This window comes from Paenibacillus sp. NPDC056579 (assembly GCF_042793215.1).
Lineage (GTDB): Bacteria > Bacillota > Bacilli > Paenibacillales > NBRC-103111 > Paenibacillus_S.
Genome location: NZ_JBHTVD010000002.1, coordinates 512,316 through 537,028 on the forward strand (window position 1 = coordinate 512,316; position 24,713 = coordinate 537,028).

The 24,713-nt window shown below is 51.3% G+C and carries 22 protein-coding genes; 15 read left to right on the plus strand and 7 right to left on the minus strand.

Annotated elements, in window-relative coordinates:
- The first annotated feature begins 5 nt into the window (after positions 1 to 5).
- Entirely contained in the window at positions 6 to 692 is a 687-nt protein-coding gene (locus tag ACFQ88_RS09835; protein WP_379453978.1) for an SIMPL domain-containing protein, read from the plus strand.
- A 158-nt stretch (positions 693 to 850) separates the two neighbouring features.
- On the opposite strand, the gene ACFQ88_RS09840 is transcribed toward ACFQ88_RS09835, so the two are convergent.
- The 3 genes from ACFQ88_RS09840 to ACFQ88_RS09850 form a co-directional block, all read right to left on the minus strand.
- Positions 851 to 1,582, minus strand: coding sequence for a bactofilin family protein (locus ACFQ88_RS09840; protein WP_379453979.1), 732 nt, complete (start codon positions 1,580 to 1,582; stop codon positions 851 to 853).
- A 12-nt stretch (positions 1,583 to 1,594) separates the two neighbouring features.
- Positions 1,595 to 2,218, minus strand: a complete 624-nt coding sequence (locus ACFQ88_RS09845; RefSeq protein WP_239633356.1) for a YhbD family protein — start codon at positions 2,216 to 2,218, stop codon at positions 1,595 to 1,597.
- Positions 2,219 to 2,490: 272 nt separating this feature from the next.
- Positions 2,491 to 3,129, minus strand: coding sequence for a bifunctional 4-hydroxy-2-oxoglutarate aldolase/2-dehydro-3-deoxy-phosphogluconate aldolase (locus tag ACFQ88_RS09850; RefSeq protein WP_239633357.1), 639 nt, complete (start codon positions 3,127 to 3,129; stop codon positions 2,491 to 2,493).
- A gap of 186 nt (positions 3,130 to 3,315) precedes the next feature.
- Here ACFQ88_RS09850 and ACFQ88_RS09855 point away from each other — a divergent pair, with 186 nt between their 5' ends.
- From ACFQ88_RS09855 to ACFQ88_RS09890, 8 genes are all read left to right on the plus strand, one after another.
- Positions 3,316 to 4,833 (plus strand): PucR family transcriptional regulator, encoded by a 1,518-nt coding sequence (locus tag ACFQ88_RS09855; protein ID WP_379453980.1) that lies wholly within the window; start codon positions 3,316 to 3,318, stop codon positions 4,831 to 4,833.
- A gap of 143 nt (positions 4,834 to 4,976) precedes the next feature.
- On the plus strand, positions 4,977 to 5,645 hold the full coding sequence (locus ACFQ88_RS09860) for an aspartate/glutamate racemase family protein (protein WP_379453981.1): 669 nt from the start codon (positions 4,977 to 4,979) through the stop codon (positions 5,643 to 5,645).
- A gap of 2 nt (positions 5,646 to 5,647) precedes the next feature.
- Positions 5,648 to 6,541: a DMT family transporter gene (locus ACFQ88_RS09865; protein ID WP_379453982.1), complete on the plus strand. Its 894-nt coding sequence runs from the start codon at positions 5,648 to 5,650 to the stop codon at positions 6,539 to 6,541.
- A gap of 71 nt (positions 6,542 to 6,612) precedes the next feature.
- A complete protein-coding gene (locus ACFQ88_RS09870) occupies positions 6,613 to 8,214 on the plus strand; it encodes an OPT/YSL family transporter (protein WP_379453983.1) in 1,602 nt (533 codons plus the stop codon).
- A 10-nt stretch (positions 8,215 to 8,224) separates the two neighbouring features.
- Positions 8,225 to 9,286, plus strand: coding sequence for an S-methyl thiohydantoin desulfurase family protein (locus ACFQ88_RS09875; protein ID WP_379453984.1), 1,062 nt, complete (start codon positions 8,225 to 8,227; stop codon positions 9,284 to 9,286).
- Positions 9,287 to 9,336: 50 nt separating this feature from the next.
- Positions 9,337 to 10,272, plus strand: a complete 936-nt coding sequence (locus tag ACFQ88_RS09880; RefSeq protein ID WP_379453985.1) for a DUF1177 domain-containing protein — start codon at positions 9,337 to 9,339, stop codon at positions 10,270 to 10,272.
- Positions 10,273 to 10,472: 200 nt separating this feature from the next.
- On the plus strand, positions 10,473 to 11,144 hold the full coding sequence (locus tag ACFQ88_RS09885; RefSeq protein ID WP_379453986.1) for an AroM family protein: 672 nt from the start codon (positions 10,473 to 10,475) through the stop codon (positions 11,142 to 11,144).
- Between the two features lie 22 nt (positions 11,145 to 11,166).
- Positions 11,167 to 12,114 carry an aminopeptidase gene (locus tag ACFQ88_RS09890; protein ID WP_379453987.1) on the plus strand — a complete coding sequence of 316 codons (948 nt, stop codon included), beginning with the start codon at positions 11,167 to 11,169 and terminating at the stop codon, positions 12,112 to 12,114.
- A gap of 1,355 nt (positions 12,115 to 13,469) precedes the next feature.
- Here the strand turns inward: ACFQ88_RS09890 and ACFQ88_RS09895 are convergent.
- Positions 13,470 to 13,961, minus strand: a complete 492-nt coding sequence (locus tag ACFQ88_RS09895) for a hypothetical protein (RefSeq protein WP_239633365.1) — start codon at positions 13,959 to 13,961, stop codon at positions 13,470 to 13,472.
- Positions 13,962 to 14,137: 176 nt separating this feature from the next.
- On the opposite strand from ACFQ88_RS09895, the gene selD reads away from it, so the two are divergent.
- The 4 genes from selD (at position 14,138) to ACFQ88_RS09915 (ending at position 17,448) form a co-directional block, all read left to right on the plus strand.
- The gene (selD, locus tag ACFQ88_RS09900) at positions 14,138 to 15,202 is read left to right on the plus strand and encodes a selenide, water dikinase SelD (protein WP_239633366.1); all 1,065 of its coding nucleotides are present in this window, start codon (positions 14,138 to 14,140) and stop codon (positions 15,200 to 15,202) included.
- Positions 15,203 to 15,334: 132 nt separating this feature from the next.
- Positions 15,335 to 16,375, plus strand: coding sequence for a tRNA 2-selenouridine(34) synthase MnmH (mnmH, locus tag ACFQ88_RS09905; RefSeq protein WP_239633367.1), 1,041 nt, complete (start codon positions 15,335 to 15,337; stop codon positions 16,373 to 16,375).
- A 226-nt stretch (positions 16,376 to 16,601) separates the two neighbouring features.
- Complete coding sequence (locus ACFQ88_RS09910) at positions 16,602 to 17,084, plus strand: DUF948 domain-containing protein (RefSeq protein ID WP_239635322.1); 483 nt, start codon at positions 16,602 to 16,604, stop codon at positions 17,082 to 17,084.
- Positions 17,077 to 17,448 (plus strand): YtxH domain-containing protein, encoded by a 372-nt coding sequence (locus ACFQ88_RS09915; protein ID WP_239633368.1) that lies wholly within the window; start codon positions 17,077 to 17,079, stop codon positions 17,446 to 17,448. The genes ACFQ88_RS09910 and ACFQ88_RS09915 overlap by 8 nt, the downstream gene beginning before the upstream one ends.
- 209 nt (positions 17,449 to 17,657) lie before the next feature.
- Here the strand turns inward: ACFQ88_RS09915 and ACFQ88_RS09920 are convergent, their stop codons facing one another.
- The 3 genes from ACFQ88_RS09920 to ACFQ88_RS09930 all read right to left on the minus strand — a co-directional run bounded on the left by ACFQ88_RS09920 (position 17,658) and on the right by ACFQ88_RS09930 (position 21,753).
- On the minus strand, positions 17,658 to 18,803 hold the full coding sequence (locus tag ACFQ88_RS09920) for a phosphodiester glycosidase family protein (RefSeq protein WP_379453988.1): 1,146 nt from the start codon (positions 18,801 to 18,803) through the stop codon (positions 17,658 to 17,660).
- 89 nt (positions 18,804 to 18,892) lie between these two features.
- Positions 18,893 to 20,704: a putative bifunctional diguanylate cyclase/phosphodiesterase gene (locus ACFQ88_RS09925; protein ID WP_379453989.1), complete on the minus strand. Its 1,812-nt coding sequence runs from the start codon at positions 20,702 to 20,704 to the stop codon at positions 18,893 to 18,895.
- 386 nt (positions 20,705 to 21,090) lie between these two features.
- Positions 21,091 to 21,753, minus strand: a complete 663-nt coding sequence (locus tag ACFQ88_RS09930; protein ID WP_379453990.1) for a helix-turn-helix domain-containing protein — start codon at positions 21,751 to 21,753, stop codon at positions 21,091 to 21,093.
- Positions 21,754 to 21,937: 184 nt separating this feature from the next.
- On the opposite strand from ACFQ88_RS09930, the gene ACFQ88_RS09935 reads away from it, so the two are divergent.
- Together ACFQ88_RS09935 and ACFQ88_RS09940 are read left to right on the plus strand one after the other, a co-directional pair.
- Entirely contained in the window at positions 21,938 to 22,375 is a 438-nt protein-coding gene (locus ACFQ88_RS09935) for a hypothetical protein (RefSeq protein ID WP_239633372.1), read from the plus strand.
- 179 nt (positions 22,376 to 22,554) lie between these two features.
- Positions 22,555 to 24,594: a glycoside hydrolase family 15 protein gene (locus ACFQ88_RS09940; RefSeq protein ID WP_379453991.1), complete on the plus strand. Its 2,040-nt coding sequence runs from the start codon at positions 22,555 to 22,557 to the stop codon at positions 24,592 to 24,594.
- The last annotated feature ends 119 nt before the right edge of the window (positions 24,595 to 24,713 follow it).

Sequence of the window (24,713 nt, forward strand, 5' to 3'; positions counted from 1 at the left end):
TTGCGTTGTCTTATTACCCGCAATACCCGCATACTCCCCAGTCCTCGATGTACCAAGACGCACCCAACCCTCAGAATAGACTTGAAGTTATCGGGGAAGGGTCCGTTGCCGCTGCTCCAGATCAGGCTTCGATTACGCTGGGGGCGATTACAGAGGACGTAAGTCTCCAAACAGCCCAGACCCAAAATGCGGCTATGGTAACGAACATCATTTCATCCCTGCTTAACCTGAACATACCCAAGCAAAATATACAAACCGTTACTTACCGCATCGATATCGAGTACAACTATGCGGACGGAATCCAGACGCTGAGAGGGTATAAGGTAACTCATTTGCTCCAGGTTACGGTAGACCGGACCGAGCAAACCGGCACGATCGTCGATACCGCCGTGAAAAATGGCGCCAATACGGTCTCCAGCATCCAGTTCAGCGTGAAGCACCCGAATGCCTATTACAATCAGGCGTTGACTTCGGCCATTCATAATGCGCAGCAAAAGGCGCTCACGATGGCTAATGCTTTGGGCGTGACGCTCGTAAGGACGCCGGTTCAAGTGCAGGAGCTGTCGCGGCAGCAGGAGCCGACGCCGTTCCAGCCTGTCATGTTTTCCGCCGTAAGCGCGCCGGCTACTCCTATTCAGCCAGGGGAGCTGAGCATATCGGCTGCGGTCAAGGTGCAGTTTACTTATTATTAATATTGAATCGCTTATCAATGTCAAAAAGACCAAGTGTTCTCAGCACTTGGTCTTGAGCTTGTTATGAATCCAATGCTACGACAATCGTTAGGCGGGCGCCAACGCACCTCAGGGAGATACACCACTTTCCGTATTTAGCATTATCGGGTAAAATTCCGCTATACTTTGACATGCTCCTTAACGACCGCATCCGCAGACAGCTCCAGAATTTCTTTGTATTCGACCGTTTCGATTTGGCAGCCGGGACCGATTACGACACGAGCGCCCCGAACCACTCTCGCCTTCGTATACTCCAAATGGATCGTATCGCCTTCGATGGTATCCGCAGTCAAATAATGATCCCGGGCTGTAGCGAAATGAAACAGCTTGTGGAGCTGATAGCCGATACCGGAACGCTGAACCTTGATGGTTCCGCCGCCGATCTCACGAGCATGGCAGGGGCCGTAAGGAACGATCTCGATCAAACCCGCGTTAAGCAGACCGCCGATCGTAAAGCCGCCGTTCACCTTGAACGTCTCGGCCTCGCAATCCTTTTGCACGGAAGCTTCTCCTCCGATGGACAAGGTGTCCCCGGTCAGCGAGCCGCCGACTTTAACGCTGCCGAACAGCTTGAGCCGTTGAACGGACAAATCGCCCCCAATGTCGGACTCGCCGTAGATTCGCGCATCCGCGGCATCGACACTGCCTACGATAATGGAATTGCCCATGATTTTAAAAAAGCTCGTCTTCACATCGCCTTCCACATGGCTAGTGCCGTATATTTTAAACTCCGTGCAATCCAAATGGCCGTAAATCGTGCATTCCCCGGAAACCTTGACCTCCTGATACGTTCCGCCCGATGCGCTTCCCGATCCGGAGAGCACCAGCTTCCGCCGCAATACTTCTGCCATGGTTGATCCTCCTTAACCCATCTTCATTTTCAGCTCTTCTATGCAAGCGGCAATATTCAACCGGGTAACGACTTTGACTCCGGACTCGAAGAATACGTCGCCTGGCGCTGAAGACAATAAGAACGTTGACACGCCCATTTTGCGGATAAAAATAAGCTGGCCGCCGCCGTTTTGCAATTGGCTGTAATGATCGTTCAATACTTGAACCAGCATGGTCCCTTCATCTAGGCTCATTTCGCCCGTCTGGAGCAGCTTCTCGAGAATGTGCATATGCAATATGCGGTCGAATGGAAAAATATCCGAATCGCCCGTACGCTGGATATAAAAATCAAGCGACATCTTCGAAACAATGTTACGATCTATTAGCTCTTGTTTCCATAATGAAATTTCCGTAGGGTGAGGCGACAATAAATCCGCCAGCTCATCCAGAGAAAGATCGTCTTTCATATGTTTAATTTTATCGATCCGGGCCAATATTTTATGTTTGGGAAAAAACGTTTCTTGTCCTGTAAACGTAGATTTGCGGATGAACCAATCTTCCGGTATTAAATTTTTCCGCTTCCATCGGTACAGCTGGCCATAGGACAGGCCTGTCAGCTCCAGCAGCTCTTTCTTGGAGATGATATCTTGCTCCATCCGGTAGCACCCCCTTGCAAAATCAGTGTAACATAACATTGTTACGTTGTAAATACGCAGCTGCCCAACTTACTTGTGTTATCGGACGGCCACACACACATGGTTAGCATGATCGGTTCGTAGGAGCCGTTGGTTTTATCGCCAAACAGAATTTCACCCGATGACCTCGGATCTTATAAATTCTATTACAGAAAAAAACAAGCCCCGCCGCTTCAGACAAAAAGCTTCTGGAGGGCAGGGCGCTTTTGGTCGCGGCGGTGAAGAATGGCCGCTTATTTCGCTTGCGCGTTAGCAATCAGACGGGCCGCCTTATCGCGGATCCAATCCCAGTTGCCGTTCGCAATTTCCTTCAAATTGACGAGAGAGCCGCCGATCCCTACAGCATAGCAGCCGATCTGCAGGAATTGGGCGATGTTCTCTTCATTGACGCCGCCGACGGCAACCATCGGAATGTGGCTGAGCGGCCCTTGAAGCTCCTTCAAATAGGAGATGCCTAGACTTGCTCCCGGGAATATTTTGACTGCGGTAGCCCCGGCCTTCCAAGCTTTTACAACCTCAGTCGGCGTCATGGCGCCAGGGAACACCGGCGTGCCTTGCGCTGCCGCGTACCGGATGACTTCCTCTTCCATGTTCGGAGTTACGAGATAGGAAGCCCCGGCATCAATGGCAAGCTTCGCATCCTCGAGATCGAGCACCGTCCCGGCTCCTATGTACATTTGCTCGCCGAACTGCTCCTGCAGGCGGGCAATCATCTTCGCCGCGCCGGGTGTATTCAGCGTCACTTCCATCACTCGGACACCGCCGTCCAGCAGCGCTTGAGCAACACCTTCGATATGCTGCTCCTCCACGCCTCGGACGATGGCGATAATCCGAGTTTGTTCTATAAGCTGCAGTCCTTGTTCCCGATTCATCGTACGTTCCACCTCATCCTTAAGTATATGAGTCTATTATGCCACGGTTTTTATGCTTTTCATAGAATAGAAACGTTCATCTGAAGCATGAAGCGCTTCTAGAGTCTGCTTACAGATGCCCGTTTGCTTAAAATGAACCTGACAGGTTATCTTAAATAGTAAAGAACACCATGGGGAAATTAGGTGATGGGGATGAATTTCAACGGGGTGACGGTTCGCGAAATGCTGCAGCTGCCGATTATGCGCGATGCGCTGCTGATCAGCGGGGAAAAAGGGCTGGACCGGATCGTCCGATATATCGATATTATGGAAGTGCCCGATATTCAAGGCTGGCTGCGGGAGGGCGAGATGATCCTGACGACCGGCTATTCGATGCGCCACGATCCTTCTTTGTTTCCAAAGCTGGTCGAGCATCTGGCGCGAGTCGGGGCGGCCGGCGTAGCGGTCAAGCCGGAGCGGTTTATCGCAGGTATCCCTCAGGAGATGATCGACAAAGGCAACGAATACGACATTCCCGTTATTCAACTGCCTGTAGGCATACCTTACATCGATATTACGCATTCCATTATGGAGCGGATATTGGATAAACAAGCCGTTATATTGAGAAGGTCGGAAGAAGTGTACAAGACGCTGACCAATCTGGTGCTGAACAATAGCGGTTTGCAGGTTGTGGCGGACAATGTCGCGGAGCTGCTGCAATCGCCGATTCGGGTGCTGGACAGGTCGGGAGAAGTGCTGATCAGCTCTCCGCGGGATGCAGTTAACGAGACGGCGGCACGCGAATTGCGATGGAACATTATCGTAGACAACCAGGTCGTCGGCGAGCTGGTCGTTGCGCGGGAGCGGCTGGATGAATTGGAGCTTGTATGTGTAGAACAGGCGAGGCTTGTATTTTCATTGGAAATTATGAGAAGGAAGATCGCTCACGATACGGAGACGAGACTGCGGGGAAGCTTTTTCGAGGAGCTGCTGATGGGACTGCCGCTTACCCTGCAGGAAATCGAGACTAGGGGTCGTCAGCTTGGGCTGCTGCCGGAATGGAGCTGGGAGATCGCGATGATTGAAGGGGAAGCGTCCCATCTGGAAGAGCAGGCTCCTTTTATGCAAAAATTACAAGAGCTGATTTTGCAGCAATCCGGAAACCGGAAGACGCGTTCCCACGTAATTAGACAAGGAGAACGGATCATTCTGATTTTGTCCGGTCACGGGACGAGCTCCAAGGACTGGACTTCCGTCTTGTCGCGCTTCGTGCGTTCCTGGAGCCAGATTCGTATCGGCTTTGGAACGGTAACCCCGTTAAAGGATATTCAGCGCAGCTGCATCGAAGCGAAGAAAGCTCTTCTGATCGGTACGCGTTTGAACCGGGAACGGACGATTCACATATACAAAGAGCTGGAACTATTTAGTCTCTTGCTGGATTGCTCCGAATATGTTACCTTTGACTCTTTGGTCGACAGCCATATCGGGAAACTCACGGCCTACGATCAAGAGAACGGCACGGATCTCCTAACGACGCTTTACTATTACTTGGAGTCCGGAGGAAGCCTTATCGAAACGGCCAACCGGCTCTATATTCATCGCAATTCCGTTAAATACCGAATGGACCGTATAAAGGAAATTGCGGATATTGATGTAGATAATATGCAAAAACGATTTACCTATTACTTTTGTACAACTTTCCATCTATTGAAAAACCAGGGGTGAAAAATAAGGCCTATTGTGCTCTGAGCACAATAGGCCTTATTTACTTTTGGTAAACGGGCACATTGTTGATCTCCATGTAACCCTTTACAATTTAAATACAGTCGATTTCAGATTATTGAAATATCGTAAAGGAGGGGAAACGAATGATTGGTCTAATCCGAGTCTTCACGGCCGAAGATCCGAACATTATTGCGGAACATGGCAATATTGTTTCGAAATTGTATGGCATTCCCGTCATAAGCCGGTGTATCCCGGATCAGCCCAAAGGCATTTATGACGAGGAAACCGAAGCTATCGCCGTACCGAAAATCGTTGAGCTGGGCAAAGCTATGGAACAAGAAGGCTGCAAAGTTCTGCTGATCAGCTGCGCTGCGGATCCCGGGTTGGAGCTGCTGCGCCGTAACGTTTCGATTCCGGTTATAGGTGCCGGGAGCGCAGCAGCATTAATAGCGTTGGCTGCAGGGGAACGCGTCGGCGCCATGGGCATTACGGAGAGCATTCCGCCGGCAGTAGGCCGCGTTTTGGGCGAATTGTTAGTCGGATACATCCAGCCTGAAGGTGTAACGAACACGACCGACCTGCTCACAGAGTCAGGAAGGACGCAGGCGCTTGAGGCTGCCCGATCGTTGGTCTCTCAAGGCAGCAAGGCTATCGTCTTTGCATGTACGGGATTTTCCACCATCGGATTTGCCGATGTCCTTAGAAAAGAACTGCAAGTACCGGTTATAGATGCGGTAGAAGCCGAGGGGCTGTTTGCCTCCAGCTTGTACAGATGGCAGAGTCCGGAATCTACAGATCTTTTGAGAGACTGATTTTGGCCAGATCTTATGTACTGCTAATCGTTTGTGTATTTATTTGGGCGTTGAATTATATTTCCAGACAAATTTTGCTGCGGGAGTTTTCTCCTTTAGTGCTATCGGCACTAAGCTTGGCTTTGGTATCGTGCATTTTCCTAGTGTGGGCGGTAGTCACCAAATCGCTTGTCAAAGTGAAGAGCAAGAAGGTGATCCTGCTTCTGCTAGGCTCCACCGCTGCCCTTATTGCGAACCAAATCTGTTTGTTCGAAGGCTTGAGATTTACAACGGCGACCAACGCATCGCTTATCTTCACCCTGGCGCCGCTTATTACGGCAGGACTGTCGGCCGTGTTCTTAAAGGAGAGCATTACATGGCGTATGATAGCCGGCTGTCTCACAGCGATCGCCGGATTGTTCATGGCGCTGAATACACAAGGGTTTGCCCTTCATATCGGTGACTGGCTGTTGCTGGGAGCGACCTTTACGTTTTCCTGCAACCTGATATTTACCCGATTTTTATCTCGGCATTTCTCGTCTTTTCTTATAACGGCCTACACGTTCACATTGAGCGCGATCTTCTTGGGCCCGTATGTCGGAGCGGTATCCGTCATCGAGTGGAACCAGTCTATCGGCCTGTGGAGTTTGCTTATCGTATCGGTCATCGTTGGGCAAGGATTGACGGGCGTCATGTGGAACAAAGGGATGGAAGCCGTAGGGGCAGCCAAAGCTTCTATCGTCCTCAACCTACAGCCGCTCATGACGCTGCTGCTTGAAGTACTGCTGTTCAGGCATGCTGTTTCTTTTCAGCAAATGTTTGGGATATCTCTGGTCATCTTAGGAGTTCTCTTCGGCACGTTACAGTTCGGGTCGTTCAAAAGACAAAAGACCATGGAACCGGCCCGAAAGAGTTGAACATGAAAATTTATGGAATGGCAAATGATATATGGAGAGAATGATCTGCACACAATCAAGGGGGATTATCCATGGACAACGAAAAGAAGCATCCAAGTATTTTTGAGCCGTTCGCGCTCATTCTTAATATTGTTACCGCCGTTCTAGGCGCGATTATCGGCATGCAGATCGTCACCACGCTAGGTGTTACTCCCAATACGGCGATCATCGGCGCGTTGGTAGCTATGCTGATTGCAAGAATTCCTATAGCTATTTTTAAAAAGTATAAGTCCGTTCACCGCCAAAATCTCGTTCAAACGTCGATTTCTTCGGCAACGTTCGGAGCGGCTAACAGCCTGCTCATTCCGATCGGGATTCCTTTTGCGATGGGAGCGCCTCATTTGGTCGTTCCGATGCTGATCGGTGCCGCTCTAGCGATGTTTGTCGATGCGGCTATTTTGTACAAGCTGTTCGACTCCAAGCTGTTTCCGGCCAAAGGGACGTGGGCTCCCGGTCTGGCTACAGCCGAATCGATTCAAGCCGGCGATAAAGGCGGCAAACGGGCTGGACTGTTGGGTGTAGGTACGGTTGTCGGATTGATCGGCTCCTACTTCAATATTTCGATGTCTGCGTTCGGCGTTGCTTTTATCGGGAACATTTGGGCATTAACGATGTTCGGTATCGGCTTGATGATCCGGCAATATTCGATGCCTTGGTTCAACGTCGACGTGAACAAGCTGTACATCGCACACGGCGTAATGATCGGCGCCGGCATTATCGCTCTGGTTCAAGCAGGGATGCTCGTGTTCAGCAAGCAAAAGAAAACAGGTGACAAGGCTGCCCCAACGGCGGAGCCGGAAGATGAAAGCAGCTACACCGTAACGGTTTCGACAGCGCGCCGCACGCTCGGTCTCGGCTTTATCGCTTACTTGGTTATTGCTCTCATTATCGCGCTGGTCGGCGGTTTGATGACTCAAATGTCGATCGGCATGCTGATCGGATTCCTTGTTTTTGCAGCCTTCGCAGCGTTCGTCCATGAGCTTATCGTAGGGATTGCAGCGATGCATTCCGGCTGGTTCCCGGCCTTCGCCGTGGCTTTCATTACGCTGCTGTTCGGGATGATGATCGGATTCCCGCCGCTTGCTCTTGCGATGCTGGCCGGCTTTAGTGCAGCTACGGGCCCCGCGTTCGCCGATATGGGCTACGACTTGAAGACAGGCTACATCTTGCGCGGCAACGGTGTGAATCGCGAGTACGAGCTGGAAGGCAGAAAGCATCAGTATATTACTGCGATGATCGCTTTCGGGGTGGCTTTGATCACCGTTATCTTCAGCTACAACGGATACTTTGCACAAAACCTGATTCCACCTATCGATAAAGTGTATGTTTCGACGATCCAAGCCGGAGCTTCTCCTGAGGTAGCGAAGCAGCTGCTTCTGTGGGCTATTCCAGGCGCCATCGTTCAGCTGATCGGCGGTCCTTCCCGCCAAATCGGGGTATTGTTCGCAACAGGCTTGCTGATTGCTACTCCGAACGCTTGTTGGGCTGTTCTTGTAGGTATTGCGATCCGGATTATCGTTCTGAAAGTAAAAGGTAAAGAAGCCGAAACTCCAATGACGATTTTGGCTGCCGGTTTTATTGCCGGAGATGCACTGTATAGCTTCTTTAATTCTGTATTCAAATTGAAAAAGTGAGGCGACTTCCATGGCTATCATGAAACTGGATGAAAAAATGGTGGAGTACGCCGTGTTTGGCGGCGCCGTATTAGGCGGAGGCGGCGGGGGCTGGATAGACGACGGCCTGCAGATCGGACGCCTTGCGCTCGAAATCGGTCAACCGAAGCTGTATACCATCGACGAGTTCGATGATGAGGATTTGTTCGTAACCGTATCGATGGTTGGTGCGCCGGCGGCGAAGGATCAATTCGTTAAGCCGGTCCATTACGCGAAGGCACTGGAAATCTTGACGCAAAAAATCGGCAAGTCCGTCAAAGCCATTCATACGAATGAGAACGGTGCGGGAACGACCGTCAACGGCTGGTTCCAGTCGGCGATTACCGGCATTCCGCTCGTGGATTTTGCTTGCAACGGCCGGGCGCATCCTACAGGCGCTATGGGCTCGATGAACTTATCCGAGGTGGAAGGTTATATTTCCCACCAGGCCGGAGTCGGCGGCAAAGCCGACAATTATGTGGAGATGAGCATTTCCGGTTCGCTGGAAAAAGCAGCGTCCCTCATTCGCAAAGCTTCGATAGAAGCTGGCGGTCTCGTTGCGGTGGCTCGTAACCCGGTAACCCGTGCCTACGCGAAGTCGAACGGAGCGGCTGGCGCTATCAGCCAAGCGATTGAAGTAGGGGAAGCGCTGCTCGCCCATAAAGGCGAAGCGGCTATCGCCTCGGTTGTGGCCAAGCTGGGCGGAACCGTCGTCACAACCGGGGAAGTAACCGACTTCCAGCTGGAGACGACCGGCGGGTTCGACGTAGGTACGGTCCGTATCAACAATGAGCATGAAATGACGTTCTGGAACGAATATATGACGATAGAGAAAGACGGCCAGCGGTTCGCGACGTTCCCTGACCTGATCATGACGCTGGACGCCAAGACGGCCAGACCTATCGTTACGGCAGCCATTCAAAAGGGTCAGCAGCTGACGGTTATCGCGGTGCCGAAGGAGAAGCTGCTGCTTAGCACTACTATGAGCAACGAGAAGCTGTTGAAGCCAATCGAGGACATTATTAAGAAACCGATCCTTTCTTATATCAAGTAAGCGGTACATGATATAGACAACTAGACAGAACCACATGGAGGGAAATCATCATGACATTGAAACAAACATTACTGGCGCTGGACGTTATGGACAGCGGTTATGCGAGCGGCGAGCAGGTTAAGCAATTATTCAAGGATTATGCCGATGTATCCGTAACCGTAACGGTCGTGGAAGGGGAAAAAGGAAGCACGGACTTCATCAAAATCGTCATCCCCGGGACGAACGGGAAAAGCAAGGGCGGCGACGCGCCGACATTCGGTATTATCGGCCGTCTTGGCGGGATCGGCGCACGTCCGTCCCGTATCGGGCTCGTATCCGACGCCGACGGAGCGGTTGCGGCAGTAGCTTCGGCATTGAAGCTTGCGGAAATGCAGACGAGAGGCGACTCTTTGAAGGGGGATGTGATCATTACAACGCACATTTGTCCTGATGCTCCTACCCGCCCGCACGAGCCGGTAGACTTCATGGATTCCCCGGTCGATATTTTGACGATGAACAAGCACGAAATCGTACCCGAAATGGAAGCGATCCTGTCCATCGATACGACCAAAGGAAACCGCGTTATCAATCATAAAGGGATTGCTATTTCTCCGACTGTCAAAGAAGGCTACATTTTGCGCGTAAGCGAAGACTTGCTGCGGATCATGGAAATGACGACGGGACAAATTCCGGTCACCTTCCCGATTACGACACAAGACATTACGCCTTACGGCAACGATCTGTATCACATCAACTCCATCCTTCAGCCGGCTGTCGCGACGGATGCTCCGGTTGTCGGTGTAGCGGTTACTGCGCAATCGGTCGTTCCGGGCTGCGGTACTGGAGCAAGCCATGAAGTGGACATTGCTTCGGCGGCGCGCTTCGCGGTGGAAGTAGCCAAAGAAATGACTAACGGAACCTGCGAGTTTTACAACAAAGCGGAATTCGACCGCATCCTTAAGCTGTATGGATCCATGAAAGTGCTGCAAACATTGGGGAACCAGTAATTGCAATAACCAATTTCATGATACAGGTCATAAGGCCAAAAGGAAGCAAGGGGAGCTTAATCCCCCTTTTTTTCAGCACATTGGTTAAGATCGCTAACGCGATAAAGCATGGCGTATAGCGGGATCGATTCTACTGCGATTAAACTTGCCTGACTTATGAAGCGAGTTTGCAGAAGCAATACTTTAGGGAGAGATGAACGATGGAGAAGCTGGGGATGATTACGATCGGGCAAGCGCCGCGCACGGATGTGGCACCGATTATCGAGAAATATTTGGACAACCGGGCGGAGCTTGTTCAGATTGGCGTCCTGGACGGGATGACCAAGTCATATATCGAGCAAAATCTGCATCCGGATGCAGGCGACTATGTTCTCACTTCGCGCCTTACTAACGGAGATTCCGTCGTCATGTCGCGCGAGAAAATTCAGCCGATTCTGCAAGCCAAGATCGATCAGCTGGAGCAAAGCGGCATCAAACAAATATTGCTGCTGTGTACGGGAGTGTTTCCAGGACTCAGCACGTCGACATCGTATTTGATTGAGCCGGATCACATCATCCCTCCGACCGTCAAAGCGATGGTCGGCGGCCGCCGGTTCGGAGTGATCGTGCCGCTGGAGGAGCAAATGGAAAGTCTTCGGCCTAAGTATGAACCGGTAGGACTTGACCCGATCTTCGCCGTAGCGTCGCCTTATCACAATAACGAAGCTAATTTTCACCAAGCGGCGATGGAGCTGAAGGATCAAGCCGATGTCATTTTGCTCGACTGTATGGGGTATACGGAAGCATCCAGGGAACTAGTTGCCCGCGCTTCGGGCTTGCCGGTTGTATTGTCCAATGCAATTATGGCAAAATTAGTATCGGAAATGATCTAATACAAAGTTAGGATGAATAGTGATGAAAGAACGATTAACGGAAATTAGTAAAAACGTGCTGCAAAGCTGTCTCGGATTGAAAGCGGGAGAGACGTTCCTCGTAGTAACGGACGATGTGAAAAAAGAGCTTGCCGAGGCTTTGTACGAAGCCGGAAAGCAGCTAGGAGCAGAGTCCATGCTTGCGGTCATGAAGGAAAGAACGAAGTCGGGCGAGGAGCCCCCGGCTCCTATAGCGATCGCAATGGCCAACTCCAATGTCGTGGTGTGCATCACGAAGCATTCCTTGACGCACACGCAAGCACGTAAACAAGCGGCGGCTGCAGGCGCAAGGCTGGCAACGATGCCGGGAATTACAGAGGATATGTTCCTGGAAGGAGCCATATCGGCGGATTATGTGCAGGTGAAGGCATTGACGGAGAAAGTAACGGATATATTGACCGATGGTCAAAAAGTGCGGATCGAAAAGGACGGCCGCAGTCTGTCGTTTTCGATTGCAGGCCGTAACGGGGTGCCTAGCACTGGCATGTATCTGAATCCCGGTGAATCCGGCAATTTGCCGTCCGGTGAAGCGTACATCGCTCCTGTCGAAGGAGGAGCCGAAGGCCAGATCGTGATCGACGGCTCGGTAGCCGGAATAGGTAAGCTGCAATCTCCGCTGGTGATCACGGTTGAGAAAGGCCGCATTGTCTCCGCAGAAGGCGCCGACGCGGATCGGCTGCTGCAAATTCTTGGCGACGGTGACGGCCGGCAGCTGGGGGAATTCGGGATCGGCACCAACGATAAAGCCCGAATCACCGGCGTCGTGCTGGAGGACGAAAAGGTGTACGGCACGATCCACGTTGCCTTCGGCAGCAACAACACCTTCGGCGGAACGATCGCGGCCGGCGTCCATATCGACGGCGTCGTGACCAAGCCGAACGTCTACATCGATGATAAGCTCATCATGGAGAGCGGACGGTTTGAACAGTAAATTGTGAAAGCTGGCGCTGCTGCTGCAGCCGCCGGCTTTTTTATTTGGGTTGAATTTCATAGACCGAGGGGCGCCGTCTATCACCGGACAAACTGGAGACAAAGCTCCAGGCTGTGGGGACATCTTACTGGGCGGCAGCATGCTTCCGGCTGGAAGATGGAAAAAGTGAGGGAGGGCGGTGTGTACACGAACAGTTGATGTGTTGTAACGCTGAAAAACCGCGTTACAGCGAGGAAGGTGACCAAATCGCAGAATTGTAAGGCGGAAAAACCGCTTTACAAGACGAAATCAGTGGAGAATCCGGCCAAGAGGTGTGTTGTAACACGGAAAAACCGCGTTACAGCAAGGACGGTGAGCAGATCTCAGATTGTAAGGCGGGAAATCCGCTTCACAAGACGAAGTCTGTGAAGAATCCGGCCAAGAGGTGTGTTGTAACACGGAAAACCGCGTTACAGCGAGGAATGTGAGCAGATTTCTCAGATTGTAAGGCGGAAAAACCGTTTTACAGGACGAAAACAGTGGAGAATCCAGCCAAGAGTTGTGTTGTAACACGGAAAAACCGCGTTACAGCGAGGAAGGTGAGCAGATCGCAGATTGTAAGGCGGAAAAACCGCTTTACAGCGAGGAAGGTGACCAAATCGCAGAATTGTAAGGCGGAAAATCCGCTTTACAGGACGAAAGCTGTGGAGAATCCAGCCAAGAGGTGTGTTGTAACACGGAAAAACCGCGTTACAGCGAGGACGGTGACCAAATCGTACGTTGTAAGGCGGAAAAACCGCTTAACAGGACGAAATCAGTGGAGAATCCGGCCAAGAGGTGTGTTGTAACACGGAAAAACCGCGTTACAGCAAGGACGGTGACCAAATCGCACGTTGTAAAGCGGATAATCCGCTTTACAAGACGAAGTCTGTGGAGAATCCGGCCAGTTGGTGTGTTGTAACACGGAAAAACCGCGTTACAGCGAGGACGGTGACCAAATCGCACGTTGTAAGGCGGAAAATCCGCTGACACCGGTTCTTTGATCACCATCACTTCACCGTCACTCGTCCATCGATCGACCGACCGTACCATATTTACCTACTGTTTCAACTCCAGCGGCCGCCGCATCCATGGATGCCGGTAAAATCCGGCGTTGATTGCGCCCAAGAGTTACCAGCCGGAGTAAACCGCAAATCTCATCTCTCTTGCTTGCCCCCAAATCCGGGCGTGATCTGCGCGAGGATTTGGTCAGCAAAGCCTTGCGCTCTTGCTGGTAAGCGTACGAGGTTTTTTTACCACGATCATGCGATTCGCCCTCAACTACGGCTGGGAAGGCGTGACGGCGGCCGTTCCGTTTATAATAACCCAAATTGCCATTACCCCGGCAAATGATTCAAATCTATTAGGAGCCACTCGTCCGTGCCATCTCTGGAAAGAAACCAGACATTGACGAATTTCCCTTGCGGCTTATAAATCAGATGCTTGACGCTTAATATATCCGACATGCCGAACGCAAGGGACGCGTTTCTTATAATGAGCGAAACGGGATATTGGGTCGAGTATGTGTTGATTTTGGCTTCTTTTTTAATAATGCGGTTATTTAATTCTTTTATAAGCAATTCAATGACTTCTTCAGTGTGCACGTTTTCCCGGGAACGGCCCAATAGCATTTTGGCTTCCTCGGAATCGTAGAACAGATGGGTAATTTCGACGCCGAGCTTTCGATGATTCGAATCCTGCAAAACGGCATCAGGCTTATCCTGTTGATAGAGGAGTCGCAGCTTGGTCGAGTGGTTCCTATTGTACAAAGCGATGAGTATAGTGACGGCAGCGCGTTCCAAATCGCGTTTTTCGTAATTGATCAGCATAGGCTCCCCCTTCCAAAAAGACACGACGGTATGAATATAATATGAATATAATATACCGCAACCGGGAAAGAAGGAAAAGAAGCGGCAGTTCGGCAGGCTGCACCTGTATTTTTCGGCAAACCTGTGCTAATGTAAGGTTTAAAACGAATCTTTCCATAGAAAGGATGCTGCATTCCATGAGCGAAGCCAATGCGCAACGCGTAAAATTGACATCCCTATCCAGCAAAGGAGGTTGCGGCTGCAAAATCGGACCTGCCGATTTGCAGCAGGTCATTCGTACGCTGCCCCCGTCCGTGCCGAACCCTAATTTGCTTGTAGGGCTTGATACGAGCGACGATGCGGGTGTGTACAAGCTGACGGATGAGCTGGCGCTCGTTCAAACGGTCGATTTTTTCACGCCGATTGTCGATGATCCGTATTCATTCGGTCAGATCGCGGCAGCCAACGCGTTAAGCGACGTCTACGCAATGGGAGGCAAACCGTTGACGGTACTGAACATCGTCGCTTTTCCTATCAGTAAGCTGGACAAGCAGGTGCTCGCCGACATATTGCGGGGAGCGGCGGACAAAGTGAGTGAAGCGGGAGCGACCTTGGTCGGCGGTCATTCGATCGACGATAATGAGCCGAAGTTCGGCCTTGCAGTAACCGGTATCATTCATCCGGATAAAGTAAAAGCGAACGCCGGAGCCAAGCCCGGCGATAAATTGATTTTGACCAAGCCGATCGGCGTCGGCATCATGACCACCTCGATCAAGAAGGATGCCTTGAGCGAGGATGAAGTGAAGCGTGTCACGCAGGTGATGAGCACGCTGAACAAAACCGCGGCCGAAGTGATGGAGCCGTACACCGTAAACGGTTGTACGGATGTGACCGGCTTCGGCCTGCTGGGCCACACCGCTGAGCTGGCCAAGGGCAGCGGTGTGGGGGTGCGCATCGGCTTCTCGCAGGTGCCGGTGCTGCCGCGCGTCCGCGAGCTCGCGGAGGCCGGCTTCGTGCCGGGAGGCACCAAGAACAACTATGCGCACCTGCAAGGCACGGTCACCTTCGCACCATCCATGGATCAGATTGATCAATGGATTATGTGCGACGCGGTGACCTCAGGCGGGCTGCTGATCTCGGCAGCAGCCGATGATGCCGACAGCCTGCTTGAAAGCTTGCTTCAAGCAGGCGTCGAAGCGGCCATGATCGGCGAAGTCGTCGCCGATCATCCGGGGCACATCAGCGTCGTGGAGACGCTGTAGCCCTCCAGGACCCGCCCCGCGCGGTACGGCGGGGCGGCATCCCACTGCTTGGCGGCATGCGCCTCAGACCAAGCGATACCCCATGCATCGGCCGGTCGGATGCTCCCGGCCGGCTAGAAGGAGAGAAGCAACGTGTTTCAGGACATCACCGTTGAAGAGCTGCTGGAGCAGCGCCAGAAGGGCGAGCTGACCTTGATTGACGTCCGCTCGCCCGGCGAGTTCAACGATTTCACGATACCCGGCAGCCGTAATATTCCGCTGCTGGACGACAAGGAGCGTGCCGAGATCGGCACGATCTACAAGCAGGAGAGCTTTCAGGCGGCCAAAGACCGGGGGCTGGCGATTATTTCCGCCAAGCTGCCTACGTTTGTCAAGCAGTTTGAGGAGATCGATTCGCGCAAGGCCGTGTACTGCTGGAGAGGCGGGATGCGCAGCAGGACGACGGCAACCGTGTTATCGCTGATGGGGATCCGGTCGTACCGGCTCCATGGCGGCATCCGGGCTTACCGGAAATGGGTCGTCGAGACGCTGGAGCAGTTCCAGCTGAAGCCGCGCCTTATTGTGTTAAGCAGCTACACGGGGACCGGCAAAACCCGTCTGCTGCGCAAGCTGGCGGAGCAGGGGTATCCTGTTCTCGATATCGAGAAGCTTGCGGGGCACCGCGGTTCGGTTTTCGGCCAAATCGGCTTAAAGCCGAATAATCAGAAAACATTCGAGGCTCTGCTGCTCGATGAGCTGCTCCGTCATAATGAGCAGCCGTATCTTTTGATGGAAGCGGAGAGCAAGCGGGTGGGCAAGGTCGTGCTGCCCGACTTTCTTACCGAGGGCAAGGAGCAGGGGCTTCAGCTTCATATCGAGATGCCCATGGAGGCGCGCATTCGCCATATTATCGAAGAATACAACCCGTCCGAGCACAACAAAGAGTGCATTGACGCATATGAGCGCATTAAACGGCGCATCCATACTCCTGTCGCTGCGGAAATCGAGCGGCAGCTCTTAATGAATCATTTTGCAGAAGCCATTGCCTTGCTGCTGGAGCATTATTACGATCCGCGTTACGAGCATTCGAGCTCCCGGCCGGAGAGCGGGCAGGTTCGGCTGGCAGCACAAGATCCGGACGATGCGATACAAAAAGTGACTGCTTATTTGGAGCAGCTGAAGCTGAGGAAATAACCCTGCAATCGGCAAAATAGCGGATCCTGAGTCCGCATCACTCAGTTGCTGCCATCCGCCCGGCAGCTCCTCCAATTTCATACGTTTCTGTTCAAGAAAAGACCTCGTCCAGGTCTTTTTTTGCGTTTTTTTCAAATTTACAGTGTCAAAACGGGGGGCAGCTACTTATAATGTACTATTCCATAGGCATTCGTCTAGAGAGGTTGGAGGGAGGTGACGAGGCGTGATGTGGCAAATCAGCGTCAGCTTGGCTTCCTTTGCTTTCATCGTGATGATCGGCTTATTGATCTTCGTATTGCTGGAATCTCGCAGGACGATGAAGCAAGCGCAAGAGAGCATAAGTCAGATTCAGCAAAAGCTGGAGCAAACAACGGATGAATCGCTCCGTACGATCCGCGTTTCCAGAGAAGTGCTGGAGGACGTACAGAGGAGATTGAAGGCAACCGATGGGTTCGTAGCTGCATTGGAGCAAACAGGGGATGCGGCCAACAGGCTATCCCATTCGGTGAAGCTGATCTCCCGCACGTTATCGGATACCGTTCTGGAGGCTCGGGAATCGCTACATAGCCGGCAGGATACGGTAAAAGATCTGATAGAGCTGACGACAACCGGAATTCAGCTGTGGCAACGGTGGCAAGCTCAGAAAAACTTACAACCCGAAAGCAGGACGAATGATCAAGAGCTTAAAGGAGAGGATCAGAATGGCTGAAAAAAAAGGAAAAGACTTGTTGGTCGGAGCAGTCGTCGGTACGGTACTCGGAGCGGTAACGGCGCTGTTGCTTGCGCCTAAATCCGGACGCGAGCTAAGAAGCGATTTGGCGGAAGGCGTTCAAACCATTTCGGAAAAAACACAGCACGTTGCTGAGAACGTAATCGATAAATCGAAGCAGCTGGCTGGTACGATTTCGGAGAAAACTCAAATTATCGGCAGCCAAACTACCGAATGGGCCGGTAAGGTCAAAGAAAAAGCATTGGCCTGGAAGCAAGGAAAGGCTGATGAAGCTGCTGAAGTCCCTGTAGCGGCTACGATTGTCGAGCAGGATCATCAGCAATCCGAACCATCCGATAAATAACGTTACGAATGAGATAAGTGCCTATCGGAGCACATTACGAAGATGAGCGAACTTTCTCAGTTTGCTTGAGCACAACTCACTCGCAAGTAAGGCAGGTTTTATCGCCATTTGGAAAGATACTGATGCGTTTATCGTTTTACCGAACATAAATGGGTAACGAAAAAACCATCCGGACGAAGGTGCGGCAGCACGATGTTCGGATGGTTTCTTTACCATTTAGAAGGATCGATTTTACTCGGATCGAGCCCTTCCCATATGTTGCGGATATCGGCTTGCTCCGGATGCTCGAACACGAGCCAGGCGGTAGGCAAATATCTTTCCCCGTATTCGCTTGACGGCTTGTTAATGATCTCGTTGTTGTGAACGAGCACCGTGGACGAGCCGCCATCCAGATTGGCAGCTGTAATCGCGCCGTGCTCAAGGAATATTTTCTGAATGTCGTACAAGGTCGCGCCGATACTATGTCCTGGCTGACGGCCGTCGATGATGGCGAATAGGATCGTGCCGTCTTCCTTCTGGGCTATGCAGGTCCTAGGGGCTATCCCCCAGCCGTCGGCGGCATTTTTGATTTGTCCGACTCCGTTAACGATGAACCGCGGCGCGAAAGTCACCGCTTCCTGTACGCCCATCTGCAGCAGCTCGGAAGGCTTGTACTTCCCTGCAATAAGCCGGCCATCCTTGTCTATGGCGACAATATGGTTCGGCGTATTCATGCCGCCGTCGTTATAGAAGATTTTGCCGCCGGACATGACCAGGCCGGTAGGCTGGAAGCCGTTTCCTTTCCACTCCGGATCGACAAAGCCGCCTGCGTTCACGCCGGCAACGGCACCGAGGCGCTTCACCATGGACGATACCTTTTCGCCTTTGCCGGCTTTTCCCGGAACGGCGATTCGAAGCTTCTTCGGATCGTTGACGATGAGCAGCTTCCCTTTGAAATTCGTCCCTTCGATAGGCTCGATCTCGACGGTCGGCTTTTGGACGACCTGCGCTACGGCCGGCGTACTGTTCACCTGTACCAGATCTTTGTTCTCTTTCACTTCGGTGTAAAGATCGAATTGCTTCCAGTAGCGGTTGACCCGCTTCTCCAGTTCGTCATTGCCGATCAAATAGGCTGCCCAATGGCGATGCTGCGTCGTAATCAGCGTATCGGCCATCAAGAAGCGCAAATTCGTTCCCGACGGGGTAAGGAAAAACCATAGACTGAACAACATTCCGAACAATAGCAGGACAAAGACCGTATAAAAAAATAATGTCGCAAGGGCCGAGGAGCGTTTTTTCTTCTTTTTGGAGGAAGGAAGCTTCCTTGCGGCCGCAGTGGTGTGCGTCTTCGGACTGCTCGATAAATTGGCAGACATATCTTCGTTCCCTTCAAAAAAATGGAGTATTCAACTTATAAACGTGAAAAAGAGAAAAAAGTTTCAGTTTGTGTCGTTTTCTTTTTCCTCTACCTGGAAATAAAGATGGATTTATTTTCTTTCACCATAAGCTCGAATTCCTCCGGAGCGACCGGTTTGCTGAAGATGTACCCCTGGATTTCGTCGCAGCCCCGGGATAGCAAAAAGTTCAGCTGCTCCTTCGTCTCGACCCCTTCGGCCAGCGTTTTGATTTTCAATTGCTGCGACATGGCTATGAGTGCAGTCACAATAGCGGCATTGTCCTCATCCGTCGTAACGTCGCGGATGAACGACTGATCGATCTTAAGTGTATTTACCTGAAAGCGCTTCAAGTAGCTTAAGGAAGAGTAGCCGGTGCCGAAATCGTCAATAGAAATGCGGACGCCCAGCTTCTTCAGCCTGTGCATGGTCTCGACTATGAGCGGAACGTTGTTCATCGCTACATTCTCCGTTATTTCAAGGCAGAGCAGCGAAGGGGAAAGCCCCGTTTCCGCCAAAACCTCCTCTAGAATCGGGATAAACTGCCGCTGATGAAACTGGATGGCGGATATGTTGACCGAGACACAGAGGGGGGGATACCCCTGATCGAGCCAGCGCTTGGTTTGCAGACAGGCTTGCTTCAAGATCCAGCTGCCGATCGGAATAATGAGTCCGGTTTCTTCGGCGAGCGGGATGAATTCGGATGGAGGAATCATGCCCCATTCGGGGTGCTCCCAGCGGACGAGAGCTTCCATCCCGCCGATGTGCCCGTTCTGCAGGTCGACTATCGGCTGATAGACGATCCTGAGCTCGTCGCGTTCCAATGCTTTGCGAAGATGAATCTCCATATTCAGCTTGTGGAGCGAGCGCTTGTTCATATCCGGATGGTAATAATGATACGAATTCCCACCTTTCTCTTTGGAGCGGTACATGGCGTTATCGGCGTTCTTGAGCAGGGTTTCCGTATCGGTTCCATCGTCGGGGAATAGGCTGATCCCGATGCTTGCGGTGACGAACAGCTCATGTGTCTCGATATGGAACGGTTCTTTAAGCAGCTGAAAAATACCCTTGGCAAACTGCGCAGCCTCATCGGAATGAGTGCATCGGGAGAGCAGGATCATGAACTCGTCTCCGCCAAAGCGGGCAACGACATCATATTCTTTGACATAAACGCGCAGCCTGTGAGCAAATTCCTGCAGCAGCCGGTCTCCGACATGGTGCCCGAGCGTATCGTTAATGACCTTGAAGCGGTCCAGATCAAAAAATAATATCGCCATCTTCTCCCCGGTCCTCTTCGCACCCTCCAGACAAGAAGAAAGACGCTCGTCGAAAAACAAACGGTTCGGCAGATTCGTCAATGCATCGTGGTAAGCCATATGAACAATTTGTTCCTCAGCCCGCTTGCGCTCGTTCATCGCATGAATGGTAGCGTAAGAACGCAGCAAGGAATCATCTTGTGTCTCATTGATCATTCGGGCAAACAGTTCTTCATGGTGTGAGGGATTGTGATCGGCGGCGGAGGGGTCTGCAGATTGAATCAGCTGCATTACATTTTGTATGTGGTCTTTGTGAATATGAGCGGCGGAAGCGGTTATGGCATGCTTACGGTCTTTCTCGCCAAGAAAGACGATGCCTTTCTTCTGGTCGTAATCCGCAATGTGGTTCATGTTGACGAGATTCGCGTTGTCCAAGAGCCGGAAACCATCCTCAAAGAGCCATTCTTCCATGTTATCGAAGGAAACATCGAGATAGTATTGCTGGTCTTTGGTGTGAATAACAATTTCGCGTTCGCGAAGCTTGTCTATTTTGACTACATGACTCACATCGATGATTAGGACTTCCGACCCTCTCTTGCCGTCTCGCGTCACTGGAATTTTCTGCATACTTCTTCAGCTCCGATAAGAGAAGGATTCAGGCTGCCGTGACGATAGCCTATTGCTGGCAATATATGAACTTCCATTATGTAATTAGAAAAATTACGTAGGAACGGTGAATCTATTTAAATATACGATAGAAAGACAACGTAAATCAATAAAAATGAACAGGAAAGAAGACATTGGAAGAAGTTCCCGCCGCCAAAAGAAATCAGCCTATCGCGCTTAACCTAGCACGGATAGACTGATAAAATAAAATCATAGATTTAGTCATAATTGCGGTGACGGATCGATATATTTATAGTAAAATTCAATACAATCAAGCTGCCTAACGCGCGTTAGTAATTCAGAAAGATTACGATTCCTATCGAAATGAATGATAATTACTCGCCAGGTTAGCCGTTGATGAACGACGCATTCACATTGCTGCATTTTCCGAAGGAAAATTCCAGGCTCGTCTGGTTGTTCATCGCTATCGTGCGAAGAATCAGGTCGTGATATTTGCGCTGACGAAGCATAGACATCGTAACGGACAAGCCTATTCCGAGCGGATCGAAATGCAAGGTTCCCGTTTTGTCGTCGTACTTACGGATCAATTGAAAGTTTGCGTAGACATCCGCATCGACCTTTTTGAAATGATGCTCGTCCAGCATATCGAGAAATGCGCTGAAATCACGAAGCGAATCAATGGTCCGTTTTCCTTTCAGCTGCTCATTATAATAGGTGACTTCCTTGTTGCCGACTTCAATATAGTAAATTTGGGCCAAATCAATTTTGATGCTGGGGGAGGTTGTCGTTGCGATATCTTTCTCCATTAAATGCCCTGCTTTTATCATCAACTCGGTATACGGGTAGCCGTAGGCCGCGGACAATTTTTTTAGCGTGTCGGGAGACGGGGTAATCTTCTCGTTGGTGGAACGGTTTTTCTCTAGCTCCAAATCACGAATATAGGCATGAGATAAGCCGCTTTTCTTGGCAGCCTCTCGTAATGACATATTTCCACGCAAGCCTTCCAGAAATTTGCCGAAATCAGGGATGGTTTGTCCCAATGTAATCACCTCTCTTTAGAACATTGTAAATGAGGATGTCGCGAAAATAAATAGCAATTGTAAAATATTTGTACTTTTTGAGGCATGAACCTAAAATTTATTTAATAAAATAAAGTAATTCTTGACGCAATGTAGTATAAATACTACATTTAGGTAGGGACAGTTTGTAACATCATGAAGGGAGACCATGGAAATGAGAGATAAGATCATGAACCGTTGGAGCACGTACGAGCCTTTTTATGTGGATTTTAACGGATACAAGATCGCGGATATCGTCATTACCAGCCATGCCCTGTCCCGATGGTCCGAACGTGTCGAGAGCGATCAAGGAGGAATCGAGCACATTTGCTCCTTTTTGTGGGATGCCTTGAAGCACGAAAGAGTCCATCCGTATTATGAAAATGAGAAGGATGTTTATTTAATCGACGAAGACCTGGTTATGGTCGCGGAATTCATGCCGATTAAGGATGAAACGGATATCGCCGGCAATCCTTTACATAAAATGATCGTAGTAACGTTTCTTGGCAGGGTGTCCGAGGATATTCAGTTAAGGGATTTGAAAGCTTATTATTCCTGGTTGAGGCATTCGCGGCGGATGACGCTGGTCAAGCACGGAAGAAAACGTAAATAACAAAACGCTTTGAATTCAAGTATGCGGGCTGGTCCGCATGCTTTTTTTTGTTGAATGAACCAGGGAGGAGCCGGGTACTTCACGATGCAATAGAGGCTTGCGGTAAAGGCTGCATGTTGCATAATTTGTACTTGGATTCGGGGAAATTATGGGGAGATAAGGAAGGAGGAGCTTTGCAGATGGCACGCGATTTACCGCTCGGCAACGGGAATGTACTGGTCAATTTTGATACGAATTATAATTTGCGGGATATGTATTTTCCTTTCGTAGGACAGGAAAATCAGGCTGCGGATCATTTATCGCATTTTGGCGTATGGACGGCTGAAGATTTCTTCTGGATCGACCACCCGGAGATGAAAAAGAGCTGCTCCTATTTGAACGATTCGATGATAACGAATTTCGAAGGCGTCCATGAGCGTCTCGGCTTAAAGCTTCATTTACGAGACGGAGTGGATGTGCAGGAGAACGTATTCGTCCGCAAGGTGTCGGTGGAAAACCTGAGGGACGTAGAACGGACGGTCAAGCTGTATTTTCATCTCGATTTGCATTTGAACGGCAATGGGGTCGGGGATACGGTTTATTATGACCCGGATCTGAAATCGCTCCTGTTTTACAAGGGGCACAGATACTTGTCGCTCTCATGTCATCCTGCCGGCAGCAAGGAGTTCGGGTGCACCAGCTTCGCCATCGGCCAGAAGGAAATGAACGGTCTCGAAGGAACGTGGAGAGATGCGCAGGACGGTCAGCTCGGGCGCAACCCGATTGCCCAGGGCTCGGTGGACGGGACGATCGAGCTGGAGCTGAAGCTTCCCGCTAACGGATCGGCGGAAGCGTGGTTCTGGATCTGCTTCGCGAGAAGTCTTAAGGAAGTCCAGAACATGGAGAAGGCGGTGCGCGAAGCGGCTCCCCAGAAGCTCCTGCAGCGCACTTACGACTATTGGCGGCAATGGCTGGCCCGTGACCGTCATGATGTAGGCCTTTTGGATGAGGACATGGCTTCTTTCTATAAAAGAAGCTTGCTCGTGGTGCGCTCCAACATGGACAACCGCGGCGCGATCGTCGCGGCCAACGATTCGGACATTCTTAAATTTGCAAGAGATACGTATTCGTACATGTGGCCGAGAGACGGGGCGCTGATTGCCCACGCCCTTGACCGGTCCGGGTATTCGACGCTTACGAACAAATTTTATCAATTTTGCAAAAGGGCTCTGACACCGGAAGGATTTCTGCTGCACAAGTACAATCCGGACGGTTCCCCTGGATCGAGCTGGCACCCATGGATTAACGACGCAGGAGAAAAGCAGCTGCCTATTCAAGAGGATGAAACCGCACTCGTTCTCTATACGTTATGGCATCATCATCAATTGGCCAAAACGGGCGAATCGGCAAGGGAGGATTACGATCAGTTCGTCGTCCCGGCGGCCGGATTCCTCGCGAGCTACAAGGACGCTTCCGGACTGCCCCTTCCGTCGTACGACCTGTGGGAGGAACGGTACGGCGTGCACGCCTTTACCGTATCCAGCGTCTATGCAGGGCTGCTTGCGGCAAGCAAATTCGCGGAATATTTTCATGATAAAGCGCGGATGATCTATTACCGGGATGCCGCCGACAGCATCAAAAAAGCGGTGGAGAAGCATATGTATTCGGAACAGGAGAAACGGTTCGTCCGCTCGCTGTATTGGAACCGGGAGAAAAATACGTACGATCAGGATTTAACCTTGGACGCCAGCATGTATGCGTTGTTCGATTTCGGCTTGTTCGCCCCGGACGATCCGAGAATTGCGGCGACGATGAAGGAGATCCGTTCCAAGCTGTGGGTGCAGACGGAGGTCGGAGGCATCGCCCGTTACAGCAACGATTATTACCATCAGGTTACCAAGGATATCGGCAAGGTTCCCGGCAATCCGTGGTTCATCTGCACGTTATGGTATGCGGAGTGGGTGATCGCCACCGCCAAAAGCGAGCAGGAGCTGAAAGAAGCGGAGGAGCTGATCCGCTGGACCATGAAGCACGCACTGCTGACGGGGATTTTGGCCGAGCAGGTGCATCCTTTCAATGGCTCTCCGTTGTCTGTTTCGCCTTTGACATGGTCTCATGCGTCTTTTGTCAAAGTAGTGCAGGAATACATGTCGAAGCTCAAGCAGTTCCAGCATAAGACAAGCGGCAGGGAAGACGTACGGGATACGAAGCTGCTGCAGACTGCGGGGGTGACCGTATGAAGATGAAGACGGTTCGCTTGAACGGACTGGGTGGCCAGGAGAGTCAGCGGGCAGGCACTGAGGTATCCGGTGGAAAAGGGCACCCCTCGGGGCCAGGGAAGCCCGTGCAGCCGGCAAGC

What these genes read in the sequence shown, in the direction of transcription:
- ACFQ88_RS09840 (WP_379453979.1), bottom strand. Translation starts at nt 1,582, where the DNA reads ATGGCAGAAGTATTGCGGCGGAAGCTGGTGCTCTCCGGATCGGGAAGC.
- ACFQ88_RS09845 (WP_239633356.1), bottom strand. Translation starts at nt 2,218, where the DNA reads ATGGAGCAAGATATCATCTCCAAGAAAGAGCTGCTGGAGCTGACAGGC.
- ACFQ88_RS09850 (WP_239633357.1), bottom strand. Translation starts at nt 3,129, where the DNA reads ATGAATCGGGAACAAGGACTGCAGCTTATAGAACAAACTCGGATTATC.
- ACFQ88_RS09855 (WP_379453980.1), top strand. Translation starts at nt 3,316, where the DNA reads ATGGGGATGAATTTCAACGGGGTGACGGTTCGCGAAATGCTGCAGCTG.
- ACFQ88_RS09860 (WP_379453981.1), top strand. Translation starts at nt 4,977, where the DNA reads ATGATTGGTCTAATCCGAGTCTTCACGGCCGAAGATCCGAACATTATT.
- ACFQ88_RS09870 (WP_379453983.1), top strand. Translation starts at nt 6,613, where the DNA reads ATGGACAACGAAAAGAAGCATCCAAGTATTTTTGAGCCGTTCGCGCTC.
- ACFQ88_RS09875 (WP_379453984.1), top strand. Translation starts at nt 8,225, where the DNA reads ATGGCTATCATGAAACTGGATGAAAAAATGGTGGAGTACGCCGTGTTT.
- ACFQ88_RS09880 (WP_379453985.1), top strand. Translation starts at nt 9,337, where the DNA reads ATGACATTGAAACAAACATTACTGGCGCTGGACGTTATGGACAGCGGT.
- ACFQ88_RS09885 (WP_379453986.1), top strand. Translation starts at nt 10,473, where the DNA reads ATGGAGAAGCTGGGGATGATTACGATCGGGCAAGCGCCGCGCACGGAT.
- ACFQ88_RS09890 (WP_379453987.1), top strand. Translation starts at nt 11,167, where the DNA reads ATGAAAGAACGATTAACGGAAATTAGTAAAAACGTGCTGCAAAGCTGT.
- ACFQ88_RS09895 (WP_239633365.1), bottom strand. Translation starts at nt 13,961, where the DNA reads ATGCTGATCAATTACGAAAAACGCGATTTGGAACGCGCTGCCGTCACT.
- selD (WP_239633366.1), top strand. Translation starts at nt 14,138, where the DNA reads ATGAGCGAAGCCAATGCGCAACGCGTAAAATTGACATCCCTATCCAGC.
- ACFQ88_RS09910 (WP_239635322.1), top strand. Translation starts at nt 16,602, where the DNA reads ATGTGGCAAATCAGCGTCAGCTTGGCTTCCTTTGCTTTCATCGTGATG.
- ACFQ88_RS09915 (WP_239633368.1), top strand. Translation starts at nt 17,077, where the DNA reads ATGGCTGAAAAAAAAGGAAAAGACTTGTTGGTCGGAGCAGTCGTCGGT.
- ACFQ88_RS09920 (WP_379453988.1), bottom strand. Translation starts at nt 18,803, where the DNA reads ATGTCTGCCAATTTATCGAGCAGTCCGAAGACGCACACCACTGCGGCC.
- ACFQ88_RS09925 (WP_379453989.1), bottom strand. Translation starts at nt 20,704, where the DNA reads ATGCAGAAAATTCCAGTGACGCGAGACGGCAAGAGAGGGTCGGAAGTC.
- ACFQ88_RS09935 (WP_239633372.1), top strand. Translation starts at nt 21,938, where the DNA reads ATGAGAGATAAGATCATGAACCGTTGGAGCACGTACGAGCCTTTTTAT.
- ACFQ88_RS09940 (WP_379453991.1), top strand. Translation starts at nt 22,555, where the DNA reads ATGGCACGCGATTTACCGCTCGGCAACGGGAATGTACTGGTCAATTTT.